Origin of the sequence: Psychrobacter sp. APC 3281, assembly GCF_030407815.1 — a bacterium.
In the GTDB taxonomy this organism is placed as follows: Bacteria; Pseudomonadota; Gammaproteobacteria; order Pseudomonadales; family Moraxellaceae; genus Psychrobacter.
In genome coordinates this window covers 116,824-136,285 of sequence record NZ_JASDCS010000006.1, presented here as the reverse complement: position 1 = coordinate 136,285, position 19,462 = coordinate 116,824, and the positions used below count along the sequence as shown (strand labels likewise).

The window sequence follows — 19,462 nt, the reverse complement described above, 5'->3', positions numbered from 1 at the left end:
CCTTATGCTATCACTACAGTTAGAGTGCTGTATTTATGCTTACGGTATTAGGCTACACAGTAGCGCAAGCTCGGTAGTCAACTTACCACTTCCCTTACCGAGCTCAACACATTTGGTACGTTGAGATTGGTTTTCGACATTGGCTACCTCATACAGAACGGTACTTGGTACACCGGCTGCTGCCATACAGCCAGCAATAGTCGTCTTCTTATCAGTGACGCTTTCGTACTTGCTGGTCATTTTTAAGCAGTCTCTAGCTGCATCTTCTGCACCTGCATAAGCGGGTAATATTGCGCTGCTATTGATATCGAATAGATAGGCTTGGCTAGTACTGCTGCTACCATCTTGGCCAATTGTATAGTTCCGAAAGGCTTCATATTTAGGACTAGGCGGTGTCAAAGAAACATTGACTTGTGTCATGCTAGCATTACGCTGACTAACATAATCATCTGGCTCAGCAGGATTACAGTAGCCGTTGTTGTTACCCAATACGTTGCCACCACCTGCCACAGTTATGGTTGCACGATTAATATTAAAAAACTGACCACGCGGACGAAAGCAAAAGATATACTCATCATTGATGCCACCAGTCTTAGACATAAAATGGCCAAAAGGGCCACCACTAGAGGTCATAGCAATATAGATGTCACTACTGCTGTCGCCATTGATGGTTTGTTCTATATTTTGATTGGCATTATCAGCTGACTGCATGAGTAAGGTATTGACCTGATCACTGGTTGCTAGACGTAAGTCAGTGGTGCTATTCTTGACCGCAATCACGCCGCCCAATATAATCAATACTAAAAATAATAACACCACTATTAATACTGCACCTTGCTGAGCATCTGATGACTGCATTTTTGGGCATGGATACTTTTGGTAATTGAACATATTACCCTCCAGTTATGGTGCAAGTTTGGGTGATGTTGCTGTAATAGCCATCAGCCGAGCATTACGCAGTAGCACAGTAGACTCATAGCTACGGCGATAGAATTTTCTGCGTACAGTATCTGTTTTTAGATTTTGGGTAACACCTAAAACAGTGAAACTTTCTTGATCCGCGCTCGTTATCAATGGTGTCGTGCTACGGATAATAGTGCCTATTTTAATTGTTGTGATTGGCGGTTTATCTGCCAGTTCGATGTAAGTACTTGGTGCTAAATAGGTCAGTTGATTGATACCTACTTGAACACCTAAAAGTACTTTGAATTGATCAACTGCTGGTACAATAACTTCACCACTTCCATCAAAATTAGTTAAAACAGCGCCTTCCTCACTTACTCGACCTGCAGCGCAGGCTAATGATAGCTCTTGCACTCCGGTACCAGCAGTAGCACCTGTGGCTAAACGAACAAAGTAACGTTCCACCACCCAATTAGGACTATTAGCAGCAATTTCAGCCCCTTGGCAATCATGCAAAGGGCTGTCCGTGATGTTTTTGTACTGTATCGTCAGCTGATCACTCATTATATTGGCTATGTTTGATACGCCAGTAAATCCTGCGGAACCTGCGCTATTCGTAAGTAATGTAGTAACTGTAGTATTGGCCGTACCCAAATTTATTGGCGTCAATACGATCCCGCCATGATTGCTCGTACTGCTGATACTCGTAATAGGATTACCTAAATTGGCCAGACGTATACGCTTCTCTAGCCCTTGTAAGGAAAATATACTGCTGTCTTGTACCTCTGAAGCGCTTTGCTGAATGGTAACGGTACGAGTACTAATAACATAAACCTGTATCACAGCTGCTGATATCAGTAAACCTAATACCAGCGATATCATCAGCTCGATTAAAGTAAACCCTGCCATCGCCTTAGCATAATGATTCCTATCATTTTGCCCGATAGTATTTGTTACTCGCTGAGCTTTCAAATTAGCAATAGTCATTAGTAAGCCTCCGAAATCAAGCATTGACTACCATTTTTGTAAATACCTTTACTATTGGCACAGGCATCGGCATTAACACCCGTACTTGCATCAGTTAACAGTGGCTCAGTATCATTCCATGCAGTAACCACACACATTTGCTGCTGGATAGTCGCTTGACCAACATCTGCAGGGCATCTGATGACAGCGAGTTTGATATCTTCTTCTCGAGCTATTTGTTTGACTAATAATATGTCGCGGGCAGCGAGTTGATTGATACTACAAGATTGCATTGGTACTTTTTTGCTATCGACAGTTTTTGTACCCGTAGAAAGACAGTTGTTAGTGCCGCTTATGGTAATAGGTGTTCCATCGATAGTCGCACTATAAACTCCACTCGCACTACTCGCCAATGATGGAATACTCGCAACGGCCTGAACCAAAGGAATCGCGTCAGTTGCCTTTGATGTGCTAGTTGTAAAAGCTGTCCCACTACCCGTGACATAGGCATCAGGATAGGCACGCATCACTTCTGCCAGATTACGTACTAATGTCAATGACTTGGTACGCACAAGACTCTCATCGGTTGCACTAACTGCACGTACTTGTAGTGCACTAAAACCTAAGACAGCAATTGATAATAGCAACACAGCCACTAATACTTCTACTAGACCAACTCCTCGTTGGAAGTTTGAACCATTCATTAACAGCTACCTCCTATTTGGTCAGTAATATTAGCAACTCTACTCACTGAAATTACTCTTGGTTGCACTGAAGTATTGCTATCGCAGACAGTGTAAGTGACTATAGCAGTGACTCGTTTGCTAGGTTCAAAGGTTATAGTTTCTGGTACTGATACAATTTCACTTTCATCATTATAGCTATAGTTAGCAATAGGATTTACTTCTGACCCTGAAATGGTAATTACTTTAGGATTACTATCATTATCATAGCTTAAAGTAATGTTTTGACGACGAATAATACTTTCTGCCTTGGCTTCTTTTAACGCATTAGCAAGCGTCGCAGCCGTTGACTTAACCCGCTGGTTTGCAAGTTGGGTACTAATATTCGGCGCTGCAATACTCATAATAATGGCAAGAACAGCAATGGTTACCATTAATTCAATTAAGGTAAAACCTGAGCTTACGTTCTTTAGCTTAGGTAGTGGAGTGTTCAAAGATGCATTCACATCGTGTTCCTATTTAAAACTGCGATTATCTGTCTTTTACTTATGGCATATTGATTACGAGTATCTTATATTGTTGCCTTACTACCATGATTTATCTAATATATTTACTTAATAACGTGCAATTTTCATTCCATGATACTAATAAACATTATCCAGAAATACATATAGCTGCTTTCTAACGTTCTTGACTAATGTATTAGTTCGCCAAAAAACTGCTTAGACATTTAGCTCATAGCAAAAAATTAATATACATATCTATAACAATATACGTTAAGGAAATATATTAGCAATAATTAGATATTACTGATAAAGATAAATTAGGTTTAGGATTTGCTGCCATGTGCTAACACATAAGCAGAAATTTGATAACTATTATGGCTGCTATCTTTTGCTGATTTTACTGCTGCAGGTGGAATGAACGCTCGCGCTAATGCTTGTAAGCTTGCACCTGTGGTAGATACATCATCGAATAGTAGTAAACGTTTTGTAGGAGGCTTTTCGATTAGAGCAAAGGCGTTATCTAAGTTACTAAGACGTTCGGCACGAGACAGCCCTTGCTGACTAACTGTATCGTCAATACGCTCGACGCCTTGCCATACAGGAATTTGCCAATGTTTAGACAATTGGGCAGATAGAATACTGACAGGATCGAACCCACGTTTGACCAATCGTTGACCTGTCGTTGGCATAGCAACAATCACGCTGTTATTGCGATGACAACCGTGTGGACGCGGTAATTGACGTATGGCATGTAATAGTAACGGCAATTTCGTCATATCCTCTTGATGCTTAAATGCTCGGATAGCTTTACGTATTGGATACTCGTAGTAAGTAGAGGATTGGATAGATAGAGATATACTAGGAGCGATATCCACTTCAAAAGGTCTTGGTAACCAAGTAATATCGTTGTGGCAGTGAGCACAAAGTAAACCACTGCTTAAATGGCTGTTTGCTTGATGACGGATATTAGTAAGAAAAGAGTGTTTCTTTAAGGCTATCCGTGTAGGCGGCGTATCCGTTACATCATATAGACTAGATGGCGCTTGATGGTGCAGTAGTTGAGATTGTGGTGTACTACGATAAATACGGCATAGTTGGCAGCGCATATCCATATACTCTGCCAACCACAGTCCAGTTTGATAAGGCGCTAAGTGGCGCATAAACTATTATTTGTCATAACTTATAATAAATTCCACCTATATTAGAGCCTTTCTCAAATTGATGTCCTTTCTAAATTAAAGCCCTTTCCAATCGTTCAGTACAATACCAAAGCCGATAGAGGTATTTTCATGATTGTAATCAATGATCGACTCACCATAGCCTTGGAATAGCTGAACCATACCATTAACGTTCTCTGAGATAGGATAGATATAGTCGATTTGCGCAGCACCTTTATTGGTACTTGGATTATAGCGCAAGGTACCACTAATGCTCTGATCAGCCGGCAAGTCATACAAAAATTTGATATCACCGTAGCCCATGTAGTCTTCGATATCTGGGTTGTCATCATCGCTATTACTATCACTATTTACTCGAGCCCATAGACGCGGTATGACTGAGAGTCTGCCCCACTCTGCGCCCGCCATGAGATAAGCACGGTTCCATGAGCGTGATAATGGATCATCTTGTCCATTCGAGTGATGCACAGCACCTGCGCCCAGCATACGTAAACGTCCACCAAAAGGTAGATCTGCTGTTACTGGTTGGGTCAGGAATATTTCAGGTTGATAGTCTGTAGCACGGAATGGACGTGAGTTGTCTTCGTTATAAACTTGCCAATGTGATTCTTGAGTATAGCCAAACCATAGGTCAGCACTGGTATCAAACAAATCCTCTGCGACCTTTGTCTTCAAAGATAGTTGGAATTTTAGTTCAGTTTCACGCATCTCGTTAGCAGTTAGAGACTCGGTCTCTTGTGATGGTGTACTTGGATTCAAATTGGGATCGAAAGTGTAAAATAATGGCAACAGATATGTCGGTCGATATGGTCTAACCGTCCAAGTACCACGCTCACTGTTTTTATCTAGGTCGTAAGATAGACTGAGTGGCGAGAATTTTTCGATGTCTGTTTGAGTGACACCTACATTTTCTAAAATCTCTGCCTCACTATTCGTTTCAGCATCTACTTCTACATTGCCATTTGCCTTCAATTTGCTGGCAGCTGTTTGCTGATTGGTCATTAAAATGGTATCTGCATCTTCAACTGTCGTCCCACTCATCGCCGTTTGAGACTCAGCCAATATCACTTTTGGATTACCTGAGACCGTACTTTGAAAGGTCTTTGCCAAATCAATTGGTTGTTTGGTTGAGGTGTAGCTTGGTGTCTTACCTTGTTCAGCTACTTTATCAAAACATGCGAGTCGGGCAGCACTAGACTGGACTTGCGTACATTCAGAAAACAGCTTGGCTTGCTGAGCAATAAATTCTTTGCTAATTATTTTGCCATTTTGTGTACTCATATCAGAAGATATCGCACTGTTATTGAGACTCTGTGATAGGTCAAGATCCTCGTATTCAAACGCAGCTTCGGGTGCTGGCAGTTCGTTATAAGTCTGAGAATCAGCAGCAGCTTGTACTTGTATCGCGGTACAACTCAACGCAAGCGCAACTGCAATACGAAGAGGCATATGCGCATTCTGGTAAGACGGCTGTTGGTGACGCTGAGTAATGGTATGGGCAAACATAAGTGTCCTTTATCTAACTAGCATTAGCGCTAGCAGAGTATATGAGGTAATTAATATAGCCATTAGCGTTATCGCTAAAATAGAATTGACTGAGACTATCAGCTAATCGCAGATATTAGGAGCGAAAAAAATGACAATTAGTGCCCCTGCTGCATTGTTTCTTTATTGTAATGAAAATATAAGCACGATACTAGCTTTATCGATAGTTAAAATAAGCGCCTATCAATATAATTACTTATATAACAAATACTTAATAAACATTCCATAGTATGAATTTAATGGCATCAAAAAAGCCAGCATACTTTCTTAGTATACTGGCCTTCTTAATATTCTTAAGAATTTTCGAAATATTACACTGGTTTCTTAAGTGTTCATTGTTAAATGTTAGTTGTTCAATGCCGATAATGTTTGCTCAAACTCTGAGCGACCAATCTCACCAACTTGCTGATTTACTAGCTGACCATCAATATAATATAGTAGCGCTGGTGGACCAAAGAGTTGGTAACGAGACAACACGGCTTTTGAGTCTGCTGTCGTCTCAGTGATATCGAGCTTCACTAATTGCCAATCTTGCATCTGCGCTGGACGATTATGAAACAGGTTCTTGTCCATAATGCGGCACTCAATACACCACTCTGCTGTCAGATCGACAATGACATTCGGATTGGCTGCGACAATGGCATCTAGCTCTGCAAGCGTCGTGATCGTCTTATCAGTGGTGCTATCACTATTCACTGGTTGACCAGACGTTGACTGTACCATCATCGGTGCTGCACCCAATGACGCTAATGGATGTAAGCTATCGTCATTACCCAATGCAGCGCCAACTATTAGGCAAGCCGCCCAAATACCAGCGATAAGGCTTAGTGCTTGGGTCAGCATACGACCTTTACCTAGCCAACTCCATGCCCATGTTGCCACGACCATAAACCACAATGCCCATACCATCAGCATGACTGGCGATATAAAAACGCGCTCAATCAATAGCAGTGCCACGGCAAACAGTAGTAAAGCAAAGCCTTGCTTGACCCAATTCATCCACTCGCCTGCTTTTGGCATAATCTTGCCTTGAGTAGCACCGATTAGGATAAGCGGCGCTGATAACCCAAAACCAAGCATAAACAAAGCAGCAAAGCCGAGCAACGGACTACCAATAGTAGAAACCGCTAATAATGCTCCAAATAATGGCGCAGAAACACAAGGTGACACGACTAGCGCTGATAAAAACCCAGCGATCAAACTGCCGCCTGTACTACCAAGCTTACTGTCACCTGCTTGGCTTAAGCCTTGCATCTTTCGACTCATCGCTTGTGGTAATCGCACACTAAAAAGACCTAACATGTATAGTGCGAGCAGTATGAAAACAATAGCAAAGCTAATGAGAATAATTGGATTCTGCAGCCAACCAATAATACCTAAAGACTCACCGAATACTGCGATAACAGCGCCCAAAATACCATAAGCAGTCGCTACCCCAATCGCGTAACTGGTGGTCAAGATGACACCGCGTTTGACCGTTGGGTTTTGTTCGCGGGCTACAATGTTGGCCACGATAGGTAACATCGGTAACACACATGGCGTCAAGGCCAAGCCTAAGCCTGCTAAAAATAATAGTACTAATGCCAGCCAAGGGTGAGAAGCCAAACCAAAAGGATCGCTATCAACAAAACTATTGTTTGATGCGTTTTCGCTATTGGCCGTCTCGCCTGTTACGCTGCTATTTGCTGCAGAAATCGTATTCGTCGCTGCACTACTATCTAAAGAATCATACTCTACAGCGCTGTCATCAATGAGATCATAATCAATAGCCCCATCGTCTGTCAGTGCTTGCGCCTCATCAGGCAAAGTATTATCAAGAGCTGTTGAGCTTGCTTCCTCTGGTGTCGCCGTAGCACTATTCTCTGAATCGGTCGAGCTCGCAGTACTATCACTATCTACAGTTACCTGTGTCGAGGCAGCTTCAATATCGACAGTCGTATTAATTTTTTCCGGTGGATAGCACAGCCCTGCTTTTGCACAACCTTGCCAGCCAACGACGATAGCGGCATCATCTATATTCTTGCCACTATTGTTCGTCAGTGTGGTGGTAGCGACCATATTTGCTTGGTCAAATACCAGTACTTTGCCAAATGTTGGATCATCTATCGAATATGGTGTCTGGCTAAAGGTAAAAGGTGCAGCCGTCACGCCAGCGGGTAGCGTAAGCTTAATTTGCTTTTTATAGACGTAATGTTCAGGAGTGATATCAAAATTAACAGATAACCGCGTACCCGCTTTAACAGGGGTGCTATCTGTACTCACCTGAAACGCTTGATCTACTGGCAAGAACTTTGACTTCGATGAGCTTTCACTACTACCGAAAAGGTCGCCTAACCCTGCCGCTTGTACCGTTGATGTCGTTGACAAACCTGTCAGCAATGAGCCACTAGCGATAGCAAGCGCTAAGATATGTGATTTTTTCGAATGAGTAGATACGCTAAATGATGAGGACTTTGGTGATGTCTTGATGGACATGAATGGCTACCTATTATTACCGATATTTTAATCAATCTGCTCGATATTTATCTGCGTGTCGCAGCAATGTCTATCTTGGTTTTAACTTTTTCTGGTGGATAGCATAGCCCAGCCGTTGCACACCCTTGCCAACCAATAATAACAGGCGCGTTTTTGGCGCCCTTACCATTACTCGTCGTCAGTGTCGTGGTTGCAATGACGCTTCTTTGCGTAAATACAGGAACCTGACCAAAGGTCGGATCATTGATTGATACTGGTGATTGATTAAAAGTGAACGGCGTGGCGCTTATTCCTTTAGGGAAGCTCAACGTAAGCTTATCCTTGTAGACATAATGCCCTGGCGTAATTTCAAAACTGATCGACAACCGCGTGCCTTTGGAAGTCGCTTTGGTATTACTGACCACCTGAAAGGCTTCATCCACTGGTAAGAACTTTGATTTTGCCGAGGAGCTATTTTTAAATAAGTCATTTAACCCTGCTGCCTGTGCACTGATCGATGTCATTGACAAGACCGTTACCAATGAAGTGCTTGCCACGGTTAGAACCAATTTATAAAGGTTTTTAGAAAAGTATTTATTAGGCTTTTGGATCGACATAGATGGTTACCTTTAATTGCAGTTTGCGATGACTGTTTTGCTGAGCGCTTAGATATATTTATAGCACTGGCTATCAAACTTGTATTGAACAGTAGGCGATTTATCTACTGATAAAAAATATCAACCAATAAGGGAATATTGGTTGATATTTATAAATTGTTGAAAGTGCATCGATGAACTAATGTTTCATTCTACAAAGCTATATCAGTATCAGAATTTGTTCACTATACCTATACTATTGAACTTTATAGCTGAGCATAAAGATCCGCATCTTGACCTTCACCACCTTGTTGACCATCAGCACCTAATGAAAACAAATCATAAGGGCGCCCTTCACTACCTGGTGCAACATATTGCATCTCATTTTCCCAACCATCGGTTGGATAGCCACCTTTAATATACCCACCTTCAGGATAGTTTTTTGCATCAGCTGGCGGTGTCGTAAGCGCCTCTAACCCTTGAGCGGTTGTCGGATAGTGCGAATTATCAACCTTATACATATCTAGCGCATTTGAGACAGTGGCAAGCGCCGTTTCAGTTGTTTTAACACGGGCCTTATCACTTTGACCGACGACTTTTGGTACCACTAATCCAGCAAGAATGGCTAGGATCACAATAACGACCATAATCTCGATAAGAGTGAATCCTGCTTGACCAGACTTTCTCGCCACACTGCGCTGCATAGCTGAGGAAGCAGTCTTTTGGTCACTTACAATATTTGAATGGGATTGCGTATCGTGAATAGCACTTTTTGGCGTCATATTTACTTGGAATTTGTCAGTCATAGTCATCGCTTTGGTCATCACAGTTATGTAAATAGTAAAAGTGGCGTTCTATTGTGGCTCTCATCAATGATATATCAATGAGCTCTGAAACTATTGTCACTATAAACCATGGTTTTATTTTTATCCAGCACTGCGCCCAGTTTGAATTTGCTATCTTAGCCAAGGTTAAATATTAGCTGACATCAAATGTATGACTATTAAAACGTGCCTACTATAGCGCGGCGCTGGTGTTTGCCATAGCAAAAATAGCGTTCGTTCAACAATATACAACAGTAAGCAAACCTTAAGAAAGCTAGTCCAAGGTTTAGCAAGCAAGTTAAGTGATATAAATAGAGTAAAAGAGAACTAAATAGAGGTTTTGGAGATTGGCAGCTAGCTATACATAAAGAATGATAAATCATTGGCTAGCGAATGAGCCTAGCCTGCTAAATCATTCATATTAACGATAGGTAGCATAACCGCCATCACAATAATCATGACTACTACGCCCATTAGCACCAGCATTAGAGGTTCAAGTAATGATAATAAGGTGCTGATAAAATTGGTTGCTTCTGCCTCCTGCATATTGGCGGCACGGCTGAGCATATTTTCAAGCTCGCCTGAGTTTTCTCCGCTTTTTATCATCTGTACCATCATCGGTGGAAAGTAAGTAGATTTCTCTAGCTGGCTAGACAAGCTAGAGCCTTCTGTCACCCTATCAGCCGCAGTGATAATGGTTTTTTGGATATGTAAATTGGTCGTGACCGCAGCCCCAATATGTAATGCCTCAATCAGTGGCACCCCTGATCGTACTAGTATCGCAAGGGTACTGGCAAACCGCGCGGCATTCAGACCTTTGGACAATCTAGCTAGTATCGGCAATCTAAGCACCACGCTATCGATAGTTAATTTACCTGCTTGCGTTTGGGCAAAACGGTAGAATAAAAATGCGGTACTTGCCAATACCAATAGTATTAGCCACCACCACTGAGTAATGATATTCGATAGCGTGAGAACAATTTGAGTAATTAAAGGCAACGCTTGCTCAGACTGCTCAAAGACTTTGACAATTTTGGGCACGACGAAGCTCATTAGTCCCATAATTACTGCAATTGCCATTACCATCAGGACAATTGGATAGACCATAGCCCCTTGGATTTTCTTTTGGAGGGCAAAACGGTTTTCGGTGTAGTCTGCTAGCTGATTGAGGATAAGGTCAAGATGGCCAGATTTTTCGCCTGCGGCAATCGTAGCGATATATAACGGTGGAAAGCTAGCAGCTTGTTGCAGAGCACGTGCTAAGCTGAGCCCTTCTAAGACATGTGAGCGCACTGCAAGCATTAAGGATTTGATATGAGTCTTTGGAGATTGCTTAGCAACCGCTGCCAAGGTTTCCTCAAGTGGGATACCCGCTGCCAATAATACAGATAGCTGACGTGTCAGCAATGCAAGCTCGTATGCAGACGGTTTTTTATAGCGGTTTTTGCTCTGACTCTGTCTGTCATTGACCGGGTTGACTTCAACGGGCGTCCATTGCTTATCACGCAACTGCTGGCGAATTTGCCGCGCAGAATCCCCCTCTAGCAAGCCTTTTTGAACAACACCGTGGTCGTCAAGCGCTTTGAAATGATAGGCAGGCATGGCAACAGATATCCTAAGAGGCTTACAGGTAGACAGTTATAATTTATGACTTAATAGAATTCTATTAATTTGATATTCGACGATTAAAAAAGTGGCGTTGAGTCATTACTATCAGGCATCAAACCTTGTAATAACAAGACATCCAAATGCTGCTGCTGTAGCTTTTTATCAAAGTCATTGACCTCAGCGATTAGCATTCTTTCAATACGTTTATCACTCGCAAAAACACTCAAGCGCGCACAGATGACAGCCAACTGATAAATGCGTTTTTTGCAATAACCGTCAAGACCTTGTAATAGTCTGACCATATGCGGGGTTTCAAGACTGGCGTAATCATAGTCAGCCACGACTTGCTGGCCAAGGGCTGTGACGCCATAAGTAATCATCAAGTGAGCACAATAATAACAGCTGAATAAATAACCAACCACATGACCGATATAATAGCCTCGATCGTAAGTAAAGCTACTCACGCCAAAGTGCCCAAGTACATAACTGTTAAGGCTACCTTGGTCGCGAATTGGCTTGCCGTGCTTTAACTTACCGACCGTAGCAAAGCACAATGGATTGCGACCATCTTGAGTCGTCAGTTGCCAACCGGCTGGCTGCTGCGCAGGCATATGACGTACGATATCTGCAATAATGTCATCGACCACATGCAGCTGCTGCCAGAGTCTTTCGAGCGTATCCGTATCCATCAACCCACGTTTATCAAGCTGCTGCGCAAGTAAATATTGCTGATACTCTGCGAATTGTGGCTTCAGGGTTTGTACTAAGTAAGTAGGACGCGTATTGGCAGATGCCATATATAACAGTCGAGTACGCTCATGTTGAGCACGATAAAGCGCAACACGCTGCGTAGCGATATTGGTTTCTTGAGCCACAGGTTTTGCAGCTACTGTAAGACTATCGGATGACTCAGATATTACTGCTTCAGTTGCTACCGCCTCGATATCTGGCAAAGTAAACATCGTCAATAATGCCGCCTTATCAGGTGTCTCTACCGACTCATTTTTCGGCGCATCTTTGCCGACATGCGGGTTATCTATAGCAGTGTTTTTATCAACATTACTTTCTGTTTTAGCAGTTGCAGCAGCCTCTTGTTGGCCATTACTTTCTGCATTTAGCTTTGCGGTCGGTTCAGTCATAACATACCATCAGCAGCGAAAATAAACATCGTCTCGATCCTTTTATATACCTATCGTATAAGGACATATAACGCGCTACAACATCAACGCTTTTGTCTCGACGACTCATCAACCCATAGTACCTGAACACAGACTCAATGTCAGCTGCCCTTAACTAAAATAGCCATAGCAAGTTACCAAAGATCTTATAGATATGAGTGACTCAACGTTTATAAACAATATGTATTCACAAATTAAAAAAAGCGCCAAGGACATATAAATGACCTTAGCGCTTCTAATCGAGATTTTACTTGAATAACTTAAATAAACAGCAACTAGAGCTATGCAAGATTGTTCTGTCGATACTGCTGACGGTATGCTTTTGGCGAGACACCATACACACGCTTAAATGCCTGACTAAAAGTCGAATCTGAAGCATAGCCCACCATTTCGCTGATACGGCTAATACTGTTTTGCTGTAAACGTAAATAGCGAGCCGCCAACCGTAAGCGGTAATCAATCAGATAAGTCAGTGGCGGCATACCAACGATATCTTTGAAACGCTGTGCAAAGCTGGAACGCGACATCCCTGCCACTGCGGCAAGCTGATGAATAGTCCAGCTTTCACTCGGTGCCCCATGCATCGCGGCTAGTGCCTTGGTCAAAAACGGATCCTTCATGGCTTTGAGCCAGTTTTCTGTGGCTTCAGGCAAGCTTTCGATATAGACGCGCAAACATTCAATCATCATGATGCTTGCCCAATGATTGATTACGGCCGTTTTACCCATACGCTCACGCTCAGCTTCTAGTGTTAGCAGCTTTATCTCTACATCGATCACTTCAAACCGACCGTCAGCAGCATCATTGAGCTCAGGTAATATCGGTGGCAGTACTGACAACAGAGGGTTAATCATCTCTTTGTCGTACTTACATTCAATCAGTATCAAAGATGAATTGGGGTCTCCATCGCCATCGATATCAAGTGTACGCTCAGGGCAATTGCTCAATAGTTCATCAAGCGACTCAGCAACATCGCCATGGTGATTAAGTGCATAACTCACATGCTTGTGCGCATTCGGAATCATGATCATGTCGCCAGCGCGAGCTTCTCGTAGACCATTACCAACATCGATGCAAAAACCGCCAGACATTACTAAGTAAAATAAAATGGTGTCTTTTCTAGTCATAGAATAAGACCAATTGCCAGTGCCATTTAGACGGTAATACTTAGTCTCAAATAAATGCACGTTTTGCAGCAATACACTCAGTGCGTCCATCAATCAATTCCTCAATAATGCAGATTAATAACGATTCATCTTAAAAAAATAATAGTATTCTTAATGACAATTTCTGTCAGTTTTCTCTATGCCAATGCGTACTCCAATAAATAATTGTTATTAAATAATATGGATGTGATGACATTTAAGCATAATGCATCATTTAAAACGTCATGTCTATTTACTTATTAGAATTACTAAACAATAATAGAGTAGACACAGTCACGCTAGTCCTTAAGAAAAACCTCTAGGAAATGTTGATAAAAATGGGGGGGGGGAATTATCTAGTATTGAAGGTCCTATCAAACTTTATCTGTTTAATCTTAGAAAAACAATGCAGAGATAAAATCGAATAGGCATAAAAAAATCGCCATCAAGGGCGAGTGCTATTACTGATATATTTTTAGATTAAGATATGATTTGTATGTAGATACATACAGAATAAAATATGGGGCGACTGATGGGACTCGAACCCACGACAACCGAGATCACAACCCGGGGCTCTACCAACTGAGCTACAACCGCCATAACTATTGCCAAAGAATAGGCAAGATTTGCAGGCTAAATGGTGCGCCTGGCAGGATTCGAACCTGCGGCCACCTCCTTAGAAGGGAGATGCTCTATCCAGCTGAGCTACAGGCGCTCTTAGAGGACTTTTACATACTAAGATTACCTTGCGATATATTTTACTATATCAGAAACTAAACCGTTATACATAAAAAAAAGCCTGTAAGGCTCTTAAAATAGATGGTCGGAGTGATAGGATTCGAACCTACGACCCTCTGGTCCCAAACCAGATGCGCTACCAAACTGCGCCACACTCCGAAATTCTCTATTATCACGATAGTTTGTTAATCAACTCGTTGTTGGCAATGCCTCTAACTTGTTAATGTTCCTCGCTATCGAGGTGCACATATTAAGGGGTAAAGGCGATTGTGTCAACACCTATTTTCGATTAATTTCAAATAATCGCTAATTTTTTTAAAATTACGTCAATTTCGCCAAAATAGTGACAGCCAGACCCTTTATCCATCAGTCATTCACGCTGTCATTGATAATGATATTAAGCTTTGTCCAAATGTGGCAGTACTTCACCGTTAAGTGTACCTGTCAAAACATCAAACGGCATTAACCATAAATGGGCATCAATTGATTCATTGTTTTTAATATCATCGCTACTGTCACTGTCACTGTCACTGTCACTGTCATTACTACCATAATGAGTTTGCTGCTTGAGCGCTACTGGTTGCCTATCACGACCTAGCACCGGATAAACCAACCAGACCTGCCCCGCCAAGTAAGCTTGTGCATAGCTAGTCAATTGATAAGCGTCGCTCGCACTAATCGCAGCGGCATGTGGTAAGTACTTCCACTTAATATCGATGACATGACTGTAGTGACCTTTGGTTTTGTCTTTGGCTTGAGTTTGATGAGCTGCTGTATCACTCTGATTTTGACAATCATCGGAGACGATTTCAAATATCAGCAAATCAGGCCGTATAGATAAGCACGCTAGTCCTTCAGCATCATTTAGCCAGACACTTTGGGTTTGGTAAAAAGGACGGTAACTACTACTAATCTGTTGAAACATCGATGCGATACGCTGACTTGCCCATTGTTCAAAAGCTTGATTCATATCAATCAATAGACACAATCTTAGCTGAGAGCTATTTTGTCTGCTTGGATCAATACCGTTACCTGTTACTGCTGCCCTCTGTTTCAATAGCCAGTATGCCAAGTCTACTAACTGATGTGCGGCGTGCAATTTTTGCTTTTGGAGTGGCTGAACGTCTAGCTGACGCTTTGCTTGAGTATATATTACCGCTATCTGCTGCATTTCACGGTTGTTGAGCGTAGACACCTGCCGCCATGGCTGCAACAGTTTTGAAGAAATAAACTGGGGTAATAAAGGCATCAAGTAAACCAATGCACTCTTAATCAATCGATTGGCTAACATGTCGTGACTTAATACGCTACTTTCACAGATGAACTTATGCGGTTGCATACTATTATGACGTAGTTGTTCTTTAATGAGCAGTCGACCTTGCAGTGATGCCTGATTGTCAATCTGAGCCTGATAATGCTTGGTGGGTTGATAATCCATTAAACGCTGCAAAAACTGCTCAATCAGCCAGTCTGATATAGGCAATACTTTTAACGGTAAAGGAGTGGACTGGGAACTAAACTGACCGAAGTTTTTCGTATTGGGTAGCTTACGATTGTTATGCGCATCAAGATGTATCAAATCCGATAGCATACCCTGTACCCAATGACGAGTCTGGACGATATCGCTAGTCTGAGTAGACTGATTGAGCTTTGGCAGTATCTCAAGCGTCATGCCACTAGGTAGGAGAATAATCCCAATGTAGTGCCCAACCTTAAGCTGCCACTGTCCTTGCTTACGCTTGATAGTAAATACTGCAGACTCTTGTGCCATTAGCCAATCGAAGTCAGACGCTTGCAAAAAATCATGCACGGTCAAATGTTGATGCTCAAACACGGTGATAACATTCATGGTAGCGACACTACTGTTAGGGATACGAGTCTTGCAACTGTTTGCCCTGATAGCATGTTGCTTGATGTAATATTGATTATTCGTTATCACTGAACAGTCACCCTGCTAGTACAAACGCTGATAGATAGCAGCATTATTAAACTCACCATCCCTAGCAATCAAGTCGGCATTGATAGTATAACTATTCACATTCATAGACTGACCAAGAAAAGAACCCTGCCCTGCAAACATTTGGTGTTCAGCGGAAGCATTGTTTTGGTTGCCCATCGGATTGTACAAGTCGTCATTCATCAATGCTTGACTGTCCTGTACGAACTGCTTGCTCGTTGGTTGCTGCTCATCTCTAAAGATATACTGCAGCACCGTAATTTGACCACCAGCTGCTTGAGCCAATTGAGGAATAATTTGTTCAACGAGAGCCGTTTGTAATTGCTCTAACTGAGTGACTGCGAATAAAAACGCATGCCCCAACTTTGCTTCTGCTCCCAGTGTTTGCACGATACGTCTATTCAAGCCTATTAGTAATTTACTCAAATTTATCGTACCTGCTTCTGAACCGTCAGATAGACCAGTATCAATGTCATTGCCGTGATAAATTGTAGACAATAGATTAGGCTGCGGTGGGCAATCCACAAAGCGAAAACGTCGGCGTAATGCCATATCAAGTGGTGCTAAAGAATGATCTTGGGTATTCATAGTGGCATAAATATCGACATTAGCAGGAACACTAAAAGCACGCCCAGAATACGCCAAACTCACTGTCATCGCATTCGGCTTGCCCGCTCGTTTATCAGGCTCTATCAAACTAAGAAGCTCACCAAACACTCGTGACACATTAGCACGGTTAATCTCATCAATAAGTATTGCATAACGCTGCTGAGGGTTACGGGCGGCGCGTTGGCATAGCTTCAGGAATGCTCCATCTTGCACCGCGTAACTCATTTGATTTTGATTAGAAGGGCTACTATTTGCTTGAGCGGTGACACTCATGACAGGCCGTATACCTTCTACAAACTCTTCATAACCGTAGGCTTGATGGAAGCTCACCATACTAAAACGTTGCTGACCGATGTTTTGATTTTGATGGGGTTGGTTGTCACGCTGTGCTTGCTGAAACTCTGCTAATTGCTGCGATAAATCTTCTAGTAGCACCATACTCTCTGGCAATAAATACCATGATCCACTATTGTCTTTATCAAAATAAGCTTGGCTAGCACGGTTATCAAAACTGACTGTTTGAGAGTTCGTAGGGCTATGTCTGCGTAACTCTAGCCAAGCTGTACTGTCCAGATTTTTCTCACGTGAGTTCTGAGCAGCTTTGGTCATAAAAAAAGGATGATCAATAATTTCTCGAACCTTTAACAAGTCCTGTTGTTCAGCACGTAAATCTAAAAACACCAGACACAATACTTCGCGCCAGCTTAAACCTTGCAGCAGTTGTTCTAATAAATCTTCATTTTCAATCTCGGGTAGATAGTCGGTATATCGCTTCGCGATTTGCAACAATCTATAGGTTTTACCTGTACCAGCAACGCCCGTATAAATAATATTGGTCGGTTCATGAGCAGACATATCAGGCATAACGTTATCCAGCGGCATTGAAAACAGGTTTAAAACAGACATGCTAACATTTTGTCATTATAACGTGGCTGTCTATTGGCATGGTAACTATAGTCAATCCTCCATAAATTAGATACGGCGCCAGTCTCGCTTAATCTACTATTCGTAGTACTTTCACTCGGCTTCCTTGTATCCAAATTATATTGAACTGACTATACCAATCACTTAATAATACCAATGCCCAAATGTTACTGATATATAAGATACCTAGACTACTTTAAGTGGCAATCTAAACTTATGACATAACCTAGCAACATAGCCACGCTACTATTGTTTTGTAAGCGCAGCAGTTCATGCTAATAATAGTAGGAAGGCAATGGTTGATGTACCATAGTATTTGTAGCGATTTTTATTATCTATATTTTTGTCGCTATCATAAAAAGCCATGCTAAGAATGTCATTCAACTCATTTACGTTAAGGAATTTTGTATGTCAGGATTATTAAAAAAACTACCCGCCAAGTTGACCAATAAACTGCCAGCCAAAGTATCTGACAGCACAAAATCTTCAGTTGAGAAACCCAGTAGCACGCTAAAACCAATTAGTAATCAGTTTACTAAACTGTTATCCGTCACCAAATATCTGCCTGCTGGTGCACGCTCAAGTATTTTATCTAAAGCCTTTGGCAAGGTCGTCCCATATGTCGGCACGACTGGCATTTATTATGAAACGGTAGAACCAAACCAAGTCGTCGTTAGTTTAAACAACAATAAAGCCGTCCAAAACCATATCGGCTCTATTCATGCAGTCGCCATCACATTACTGGCTGAGACAGCTACGGGGTTTATTTTGGGTTTAAACTTGCCCTCTGATCGTATCCTACTGATTAAATCTTACTCGGTAAATTTCCATCGTCCAATTAAAAAAGGTCAAATTGCTGCTGTGGCAAGCTTGTCTGATGAACAGCGTTTGGATATCCTAAACACACCAAAAGGTGAGATGATTATTCCTTGTATCATCAAAGATCGTGAGTCTGATAGTGACCGTGATCCAATTGTGGTTGAGATGACGTGGGCATGGATACCAAAAGCGGAGCTAGAGGCACGCCGCCAAGGTAAAGCGTCTGAAAAAGTCGCAGAAGATGACTCTAAAATCGAAGCACCAATCGAAGAAAGTAATGCCTCATCTACTCAAAATAATAGTACTGATAAGTAGTTAATAAAAAATTGATAACAAACCCAATGAGGAAACAGTATGTTCAAACCTAGTACTTGCCTATCTACGCTAGCGCTAGCCACTATGTGCTCATTGGGTTTTGTTCATAGCGCTAATGCCAACACAACGACGGCTGTCAGCATTGCTAAATCTAGCCCTACTTTCTTGGGCGATGGCGGTACTTATCCTTTTTCAGAGGCTGTACGCGTGGGCAATACATTGTATATGTCGGGACAAATTGGCTTTAAAGAGGGCAAACTGGTCAAAGGCGGTATCAAAGCTGAAACCAAGCAAGTGCTCGATAACATCCATAGCACGCTATTAAAATATGGCTACCGTAAGTCTGATATCGTTAAATGTATGGTCATGCTGACTGATATGGATGACTTTGATGACTTTAACAAAGTCTATAAAGCTGAGATGATAAAGCCTTATCCTGTACGCTCAGCTTTTGGCGTATCAGAACTGGCTGCTGGAGCAAGCGTTGAGATTGAATGTATGGCTGCAAAATAAT

General features: G+C 42.1%; 16 protein-coding genes and 3 tRNA genes. 2 read left to right on the top strand and 17 right to left on the bottom strand.

The genetic code is table 11. From position 1 onward, the window contains the following. Positions 1-39: 39 nt before the first annotated feature. From QL886_RS06130 to QL886_RS06050, 17 genes are all read right to left on the bottom strand, one after another. A complete protein-coding gene (locus tag QL886_RS06130) occupies positions 40-891 on the bottom strand; it encodes a PilX N-terminal domain-containing pilus assembly protein (protein WP_290178008.1) in 852 nt (283 codons plus the stop codon). 12 nt (positions 892-903) lie between these two features. Beyond that, on the bottom strand, positions 904-1,890 hold the full coding sequence (locus QL886_RS06125; RefSeq protein WP_290178007.1) for a PilW family protein: 987 nt from the start codon (positions 1,888-1,890) through the stop codon (positions 904-906). Next, positions 1,890-2,573, bottom strand: a complete 684-nt coding sequence (gene pilV, locus QL886_RS06120) for a type IV pilus modification protein PilV (protein WP_290178006.1) — start codon at positions 2,571-2,573, stop codon at positions 1,890-1,892. The genes QL886_RS06125 and pilV overlap by 1 nt, the downstream gene beginning before the upstream one ends. After that, complete coding sequence (locus tag QL886_RS06115; RefSeq protein WP_290178005.1) at positions 2,573-3,058, bottom strand: GspH/FimT family pseudopilin; 486 nt, start codon at positions 3,056-3,058, stop codon at positions 2,573-2,575. The genes pilV and QL886_RS06115 overlap by 1 nt, the downstream gene beginning before the upstream one ends. Positions 3,059-3,381: 323 nt before the next feature. After that, positions 3,382-4,218, bottom strand: a complete 837-nt coding sequence (locus QL886_RS06110; protein ID WP_290178004.1) for a ComF family protein — start codon at positions 4,216-4,218, stop codon at positions 3,382-3,384. Between the two features lie 75 nt (positions 4,219-4,293). Further along, positions 4,294-5,742, bottom strand: a complete 1,449-nt coding sequence (locus QL886_RS06105; protein WP_290178003.1) for a phospholipase A — start codon at positions 5,740-5,742, stop codon at positions 4,294-4,296. Between the two features lie 384 nt (positions 5,743-6,126). Next, complete coding sequence (gene dsbD, locus QL886_RS06100; protein ID WP_290178002.1) at positions 6,127-8,256, bottom strand: protein-disulfide reductase DsbD; 2,130 nt, start codon at positions 8,254-8,256, stop codon at positions 6,127-6,129. Positions 8,257-8,303: 47 nt separating this feature from the next. Next, positions 8,304-8,852, bottom strand: a complete 549-nt coding sequence (locus QL886_RS06095) for a protein-disulfide reductase DsbD N-terminal domain-containing protein (protein WP_290178001.1) — start codon at positions 8,850-8,852, stop codon at positions 8,304-8,306. A 245-nt stretch (positions 8,853-9,097) separates the two neighbouring features. Further along, positions 9,098-9,535 carry a type II secretion system major pseudopilin GspG gene (gspG, locus tag QL886_RS06090; RefSeq protein WP_290178132.1) on the bottom strand — a complete coding sequence of 146 codons (438 nt, stop codon included), beginning with the start codon at positions 9,533-9,535 and terminating at the stop codon, positions 9,098-9,100. Positions 9,536-10,054: 519 nt separating this feature from the next. Then, on the bottom strand, positions 10,055-11,257 hold the full coding sequence (gspF, locus tag QL886_RS06085; RefSeq protein ID WP_057758190.1) for a type II secretion system inner membrane protein GspF: 1,203 nt from the start codon (positions 11,255-11,257) through the stop codon (positions 10,055-10,057). An 83-nt stretch (positions 11,258-11,340) separates the two neighbouring features. Further along, positions 11,341-12,402, bottom strand: a complete 1,062-nt coding sequence (locus QL886_RS06080; RefSeq protein WP_290177999.1) for a hypothetical protein — start codon at positions 12,400-12,402, stop codon at positions 11,341-11,343. Between the two features lie 320 nt (positions 12,403-12,722). After that, on the bottom strand, positions 12,723-13,658 hold the full coding sequence (locus tag QL886_RS06075; RefSeq protein WP_290177998.1) for an AraC family transcriptional regulator: 936 nt from the start codon (positions 13,656-13,658) through the stop codon (positions 12,723-12,725). A gap of 449 nt (positions 13,659-14,107) precedes the next feature. After that, positions 14,108-14,183 (bottom strand) — tRNA-His (locus tag QL886_RS06070). Positions 14,184-14,224: 41 nt separating this feature from the next. Further along, positions 14,225-14,301 (bottom strand) — tRNA-Arg (locus tag QL886_RS06065). Between the two features lie 105 nt (positions 14,302-14,406). Next, positions 14,407-14,483: transfer RNA gene (locus QL886_RS06060), tRNA-Pro, on the bottom strand. A gap of 238 nt (positions 14,484-14,721) precedes the next feature. Next, positions 14,722-16,173, bottom strand: coding sequence for a hypothetical protein (locus QL886_RS06055; RefSeq protein ID WP_290177996.1), 1,452 nt, complete (start codon positions 16,171-16,173; stop codon positions 14,722-14,724). A gap of 105 nt (positions 16,174-16,278) precedes the next feature. Next, complete coding sequence (locus QL886_RS06050) at positions 16,279-17,796, bottom strand: AAA family ATPase (RefSeq protein WP_290177995.1); 1,518 nt, start codon at positions 17,794-17,796, stop codon at positions 16,279-16,281. Positions 17,797-18,222: 426 nt separating this feature from the next. On the opposite strand from QL886_RS06050, the gene QL886_RS06045 reads away from it, so the two are divergent. After that, positions 18,223-18,948 (top strand): DUF4442 domain-containing protein, encoded by a 726-nt coding sequence (locus QL886_RS06045; RefSeq protein ID WP_290177994.1) that lies wholly within the window; start codon positions 18,223-18,225, stop codon positions 18,946-18,948. Positions 18,949-18,987: 39 nt separating this feature from the next. Further along, entirely contained in the window at positions 18,988-19,461 is a 474-nt protein-coding gene (locus tag QL886_RS06040; protein ID WP_290177993.1) for a RidA family protein, read from the top strand. Position 19,462: the final 1 nt, after the last annotated feature.

Excerpts from the sequence above, each read along its gene's own strand:
- QL886_RS06130 (WP_290178008.1), bottom strand. The coding sequence starts at position 891 with ATGTTCAATTACCAAAAGTATCCATGCCCAAAAATGCAGTCATCAGAT.
- QL886_RS06125 (WP_290178007.1), bottom strand. The coding sequence starts at position 1,890 with ATGACTATTGCTAATTTGAAAGCTCAGCGAGTAACAAATACTATCGGG.
- pilV (WP_290178006.1), bottom strand. The coding sequence starts at position 2,573 with ATGAATGGTTCAAACTTCCAACGAGGAGTTGGTCTAGTAGAAGTATTA.
- QL886_RS06110 (WP_290178004.1), bottom strand. The coding sequence starts at position 4,218 with ATGCGCCACTTAGCGCCTTATCAAACTGGACTGTGGTTGGCAGAGTAT.
- QL886_RS06105 (WP_290178003.1), bottom strand. The coding sequence starts at position 5,742 with ATGTTTGCCCATACCATTACTCAGCGTCACCAACAGCCGTCTTACCAG.
- dsbD (WP_290178002.1), bottom strand. The coding sequence starts at position 8,256 with ATGTCCATCAAGACATCACCAAAGTCCTCATCATTTAGCGTATCTACT.
- QL886_RS06095 (WP_290178001.1), bottom strand. The coding sequence starts at position 8,852 with ATGTCGATCCAAAAGCCTAATAAATACTTTTCTAAAAACCTTTATAAA.
- gspG (WP_290178132.1), bottom strand. The coding sequence starts at position 9,535 with ATGCAGCGCAGTGTGGCGAGAAAGTCTGGTCAAGCAGGATTCACTCTT.
- gspF (WP_057758190.1), bottom strand. The coding sequence starts at position 11,257 with ATGCCTGCCTATCATTTCAAAGCGCTTGACGACCACGGTGTTGTTCAA.
- QL886_RS06080 (WP_290177999.1), bottom strand. The coding sequence starts at position 12,402 with ATGACTGAACCGACCGCAAAGCTAAATGCAGAAAGTAATGGCCAACAA.
- QL886_RS06075 (WP_290177998.1), bottom strand. The coding sequence starts at position 13,658 with ATGGACGCACTGAGTGTATTGCTGCAAAACGTGCATTTATTTGAGACT.
- QL886_RS06055 (WP_290177996.1), bottom strand. The coding sequence starts at position 16,173 with ATGAATGTTATCACCGTGTTTGAGCATCAACATTTGACCGTGCATGAT.
- QL886_RS06050 (WP_290177995.1), bottom strand. The coding sequence starts at position 17,796 with ATGTCTGTTTTAAACCTGTTTTCAATGCCGCTGGATAACGTTATGCCT.
- QL886_RS06045 (WP_290177994.1), top strand. The coding sequence starts at position 18,223 with ATGTCAGGATTATTAAAAAAACTACCCGCCAAGTTGACCAATAAACTG.
- QL886_RS06040 (WP_290177993.1), top strand. The coding sequence starts at position 18,988 with ATGTTCAAACCTAGTACTTGCCTATCTACGCTAGCGCTAGCCACTATG.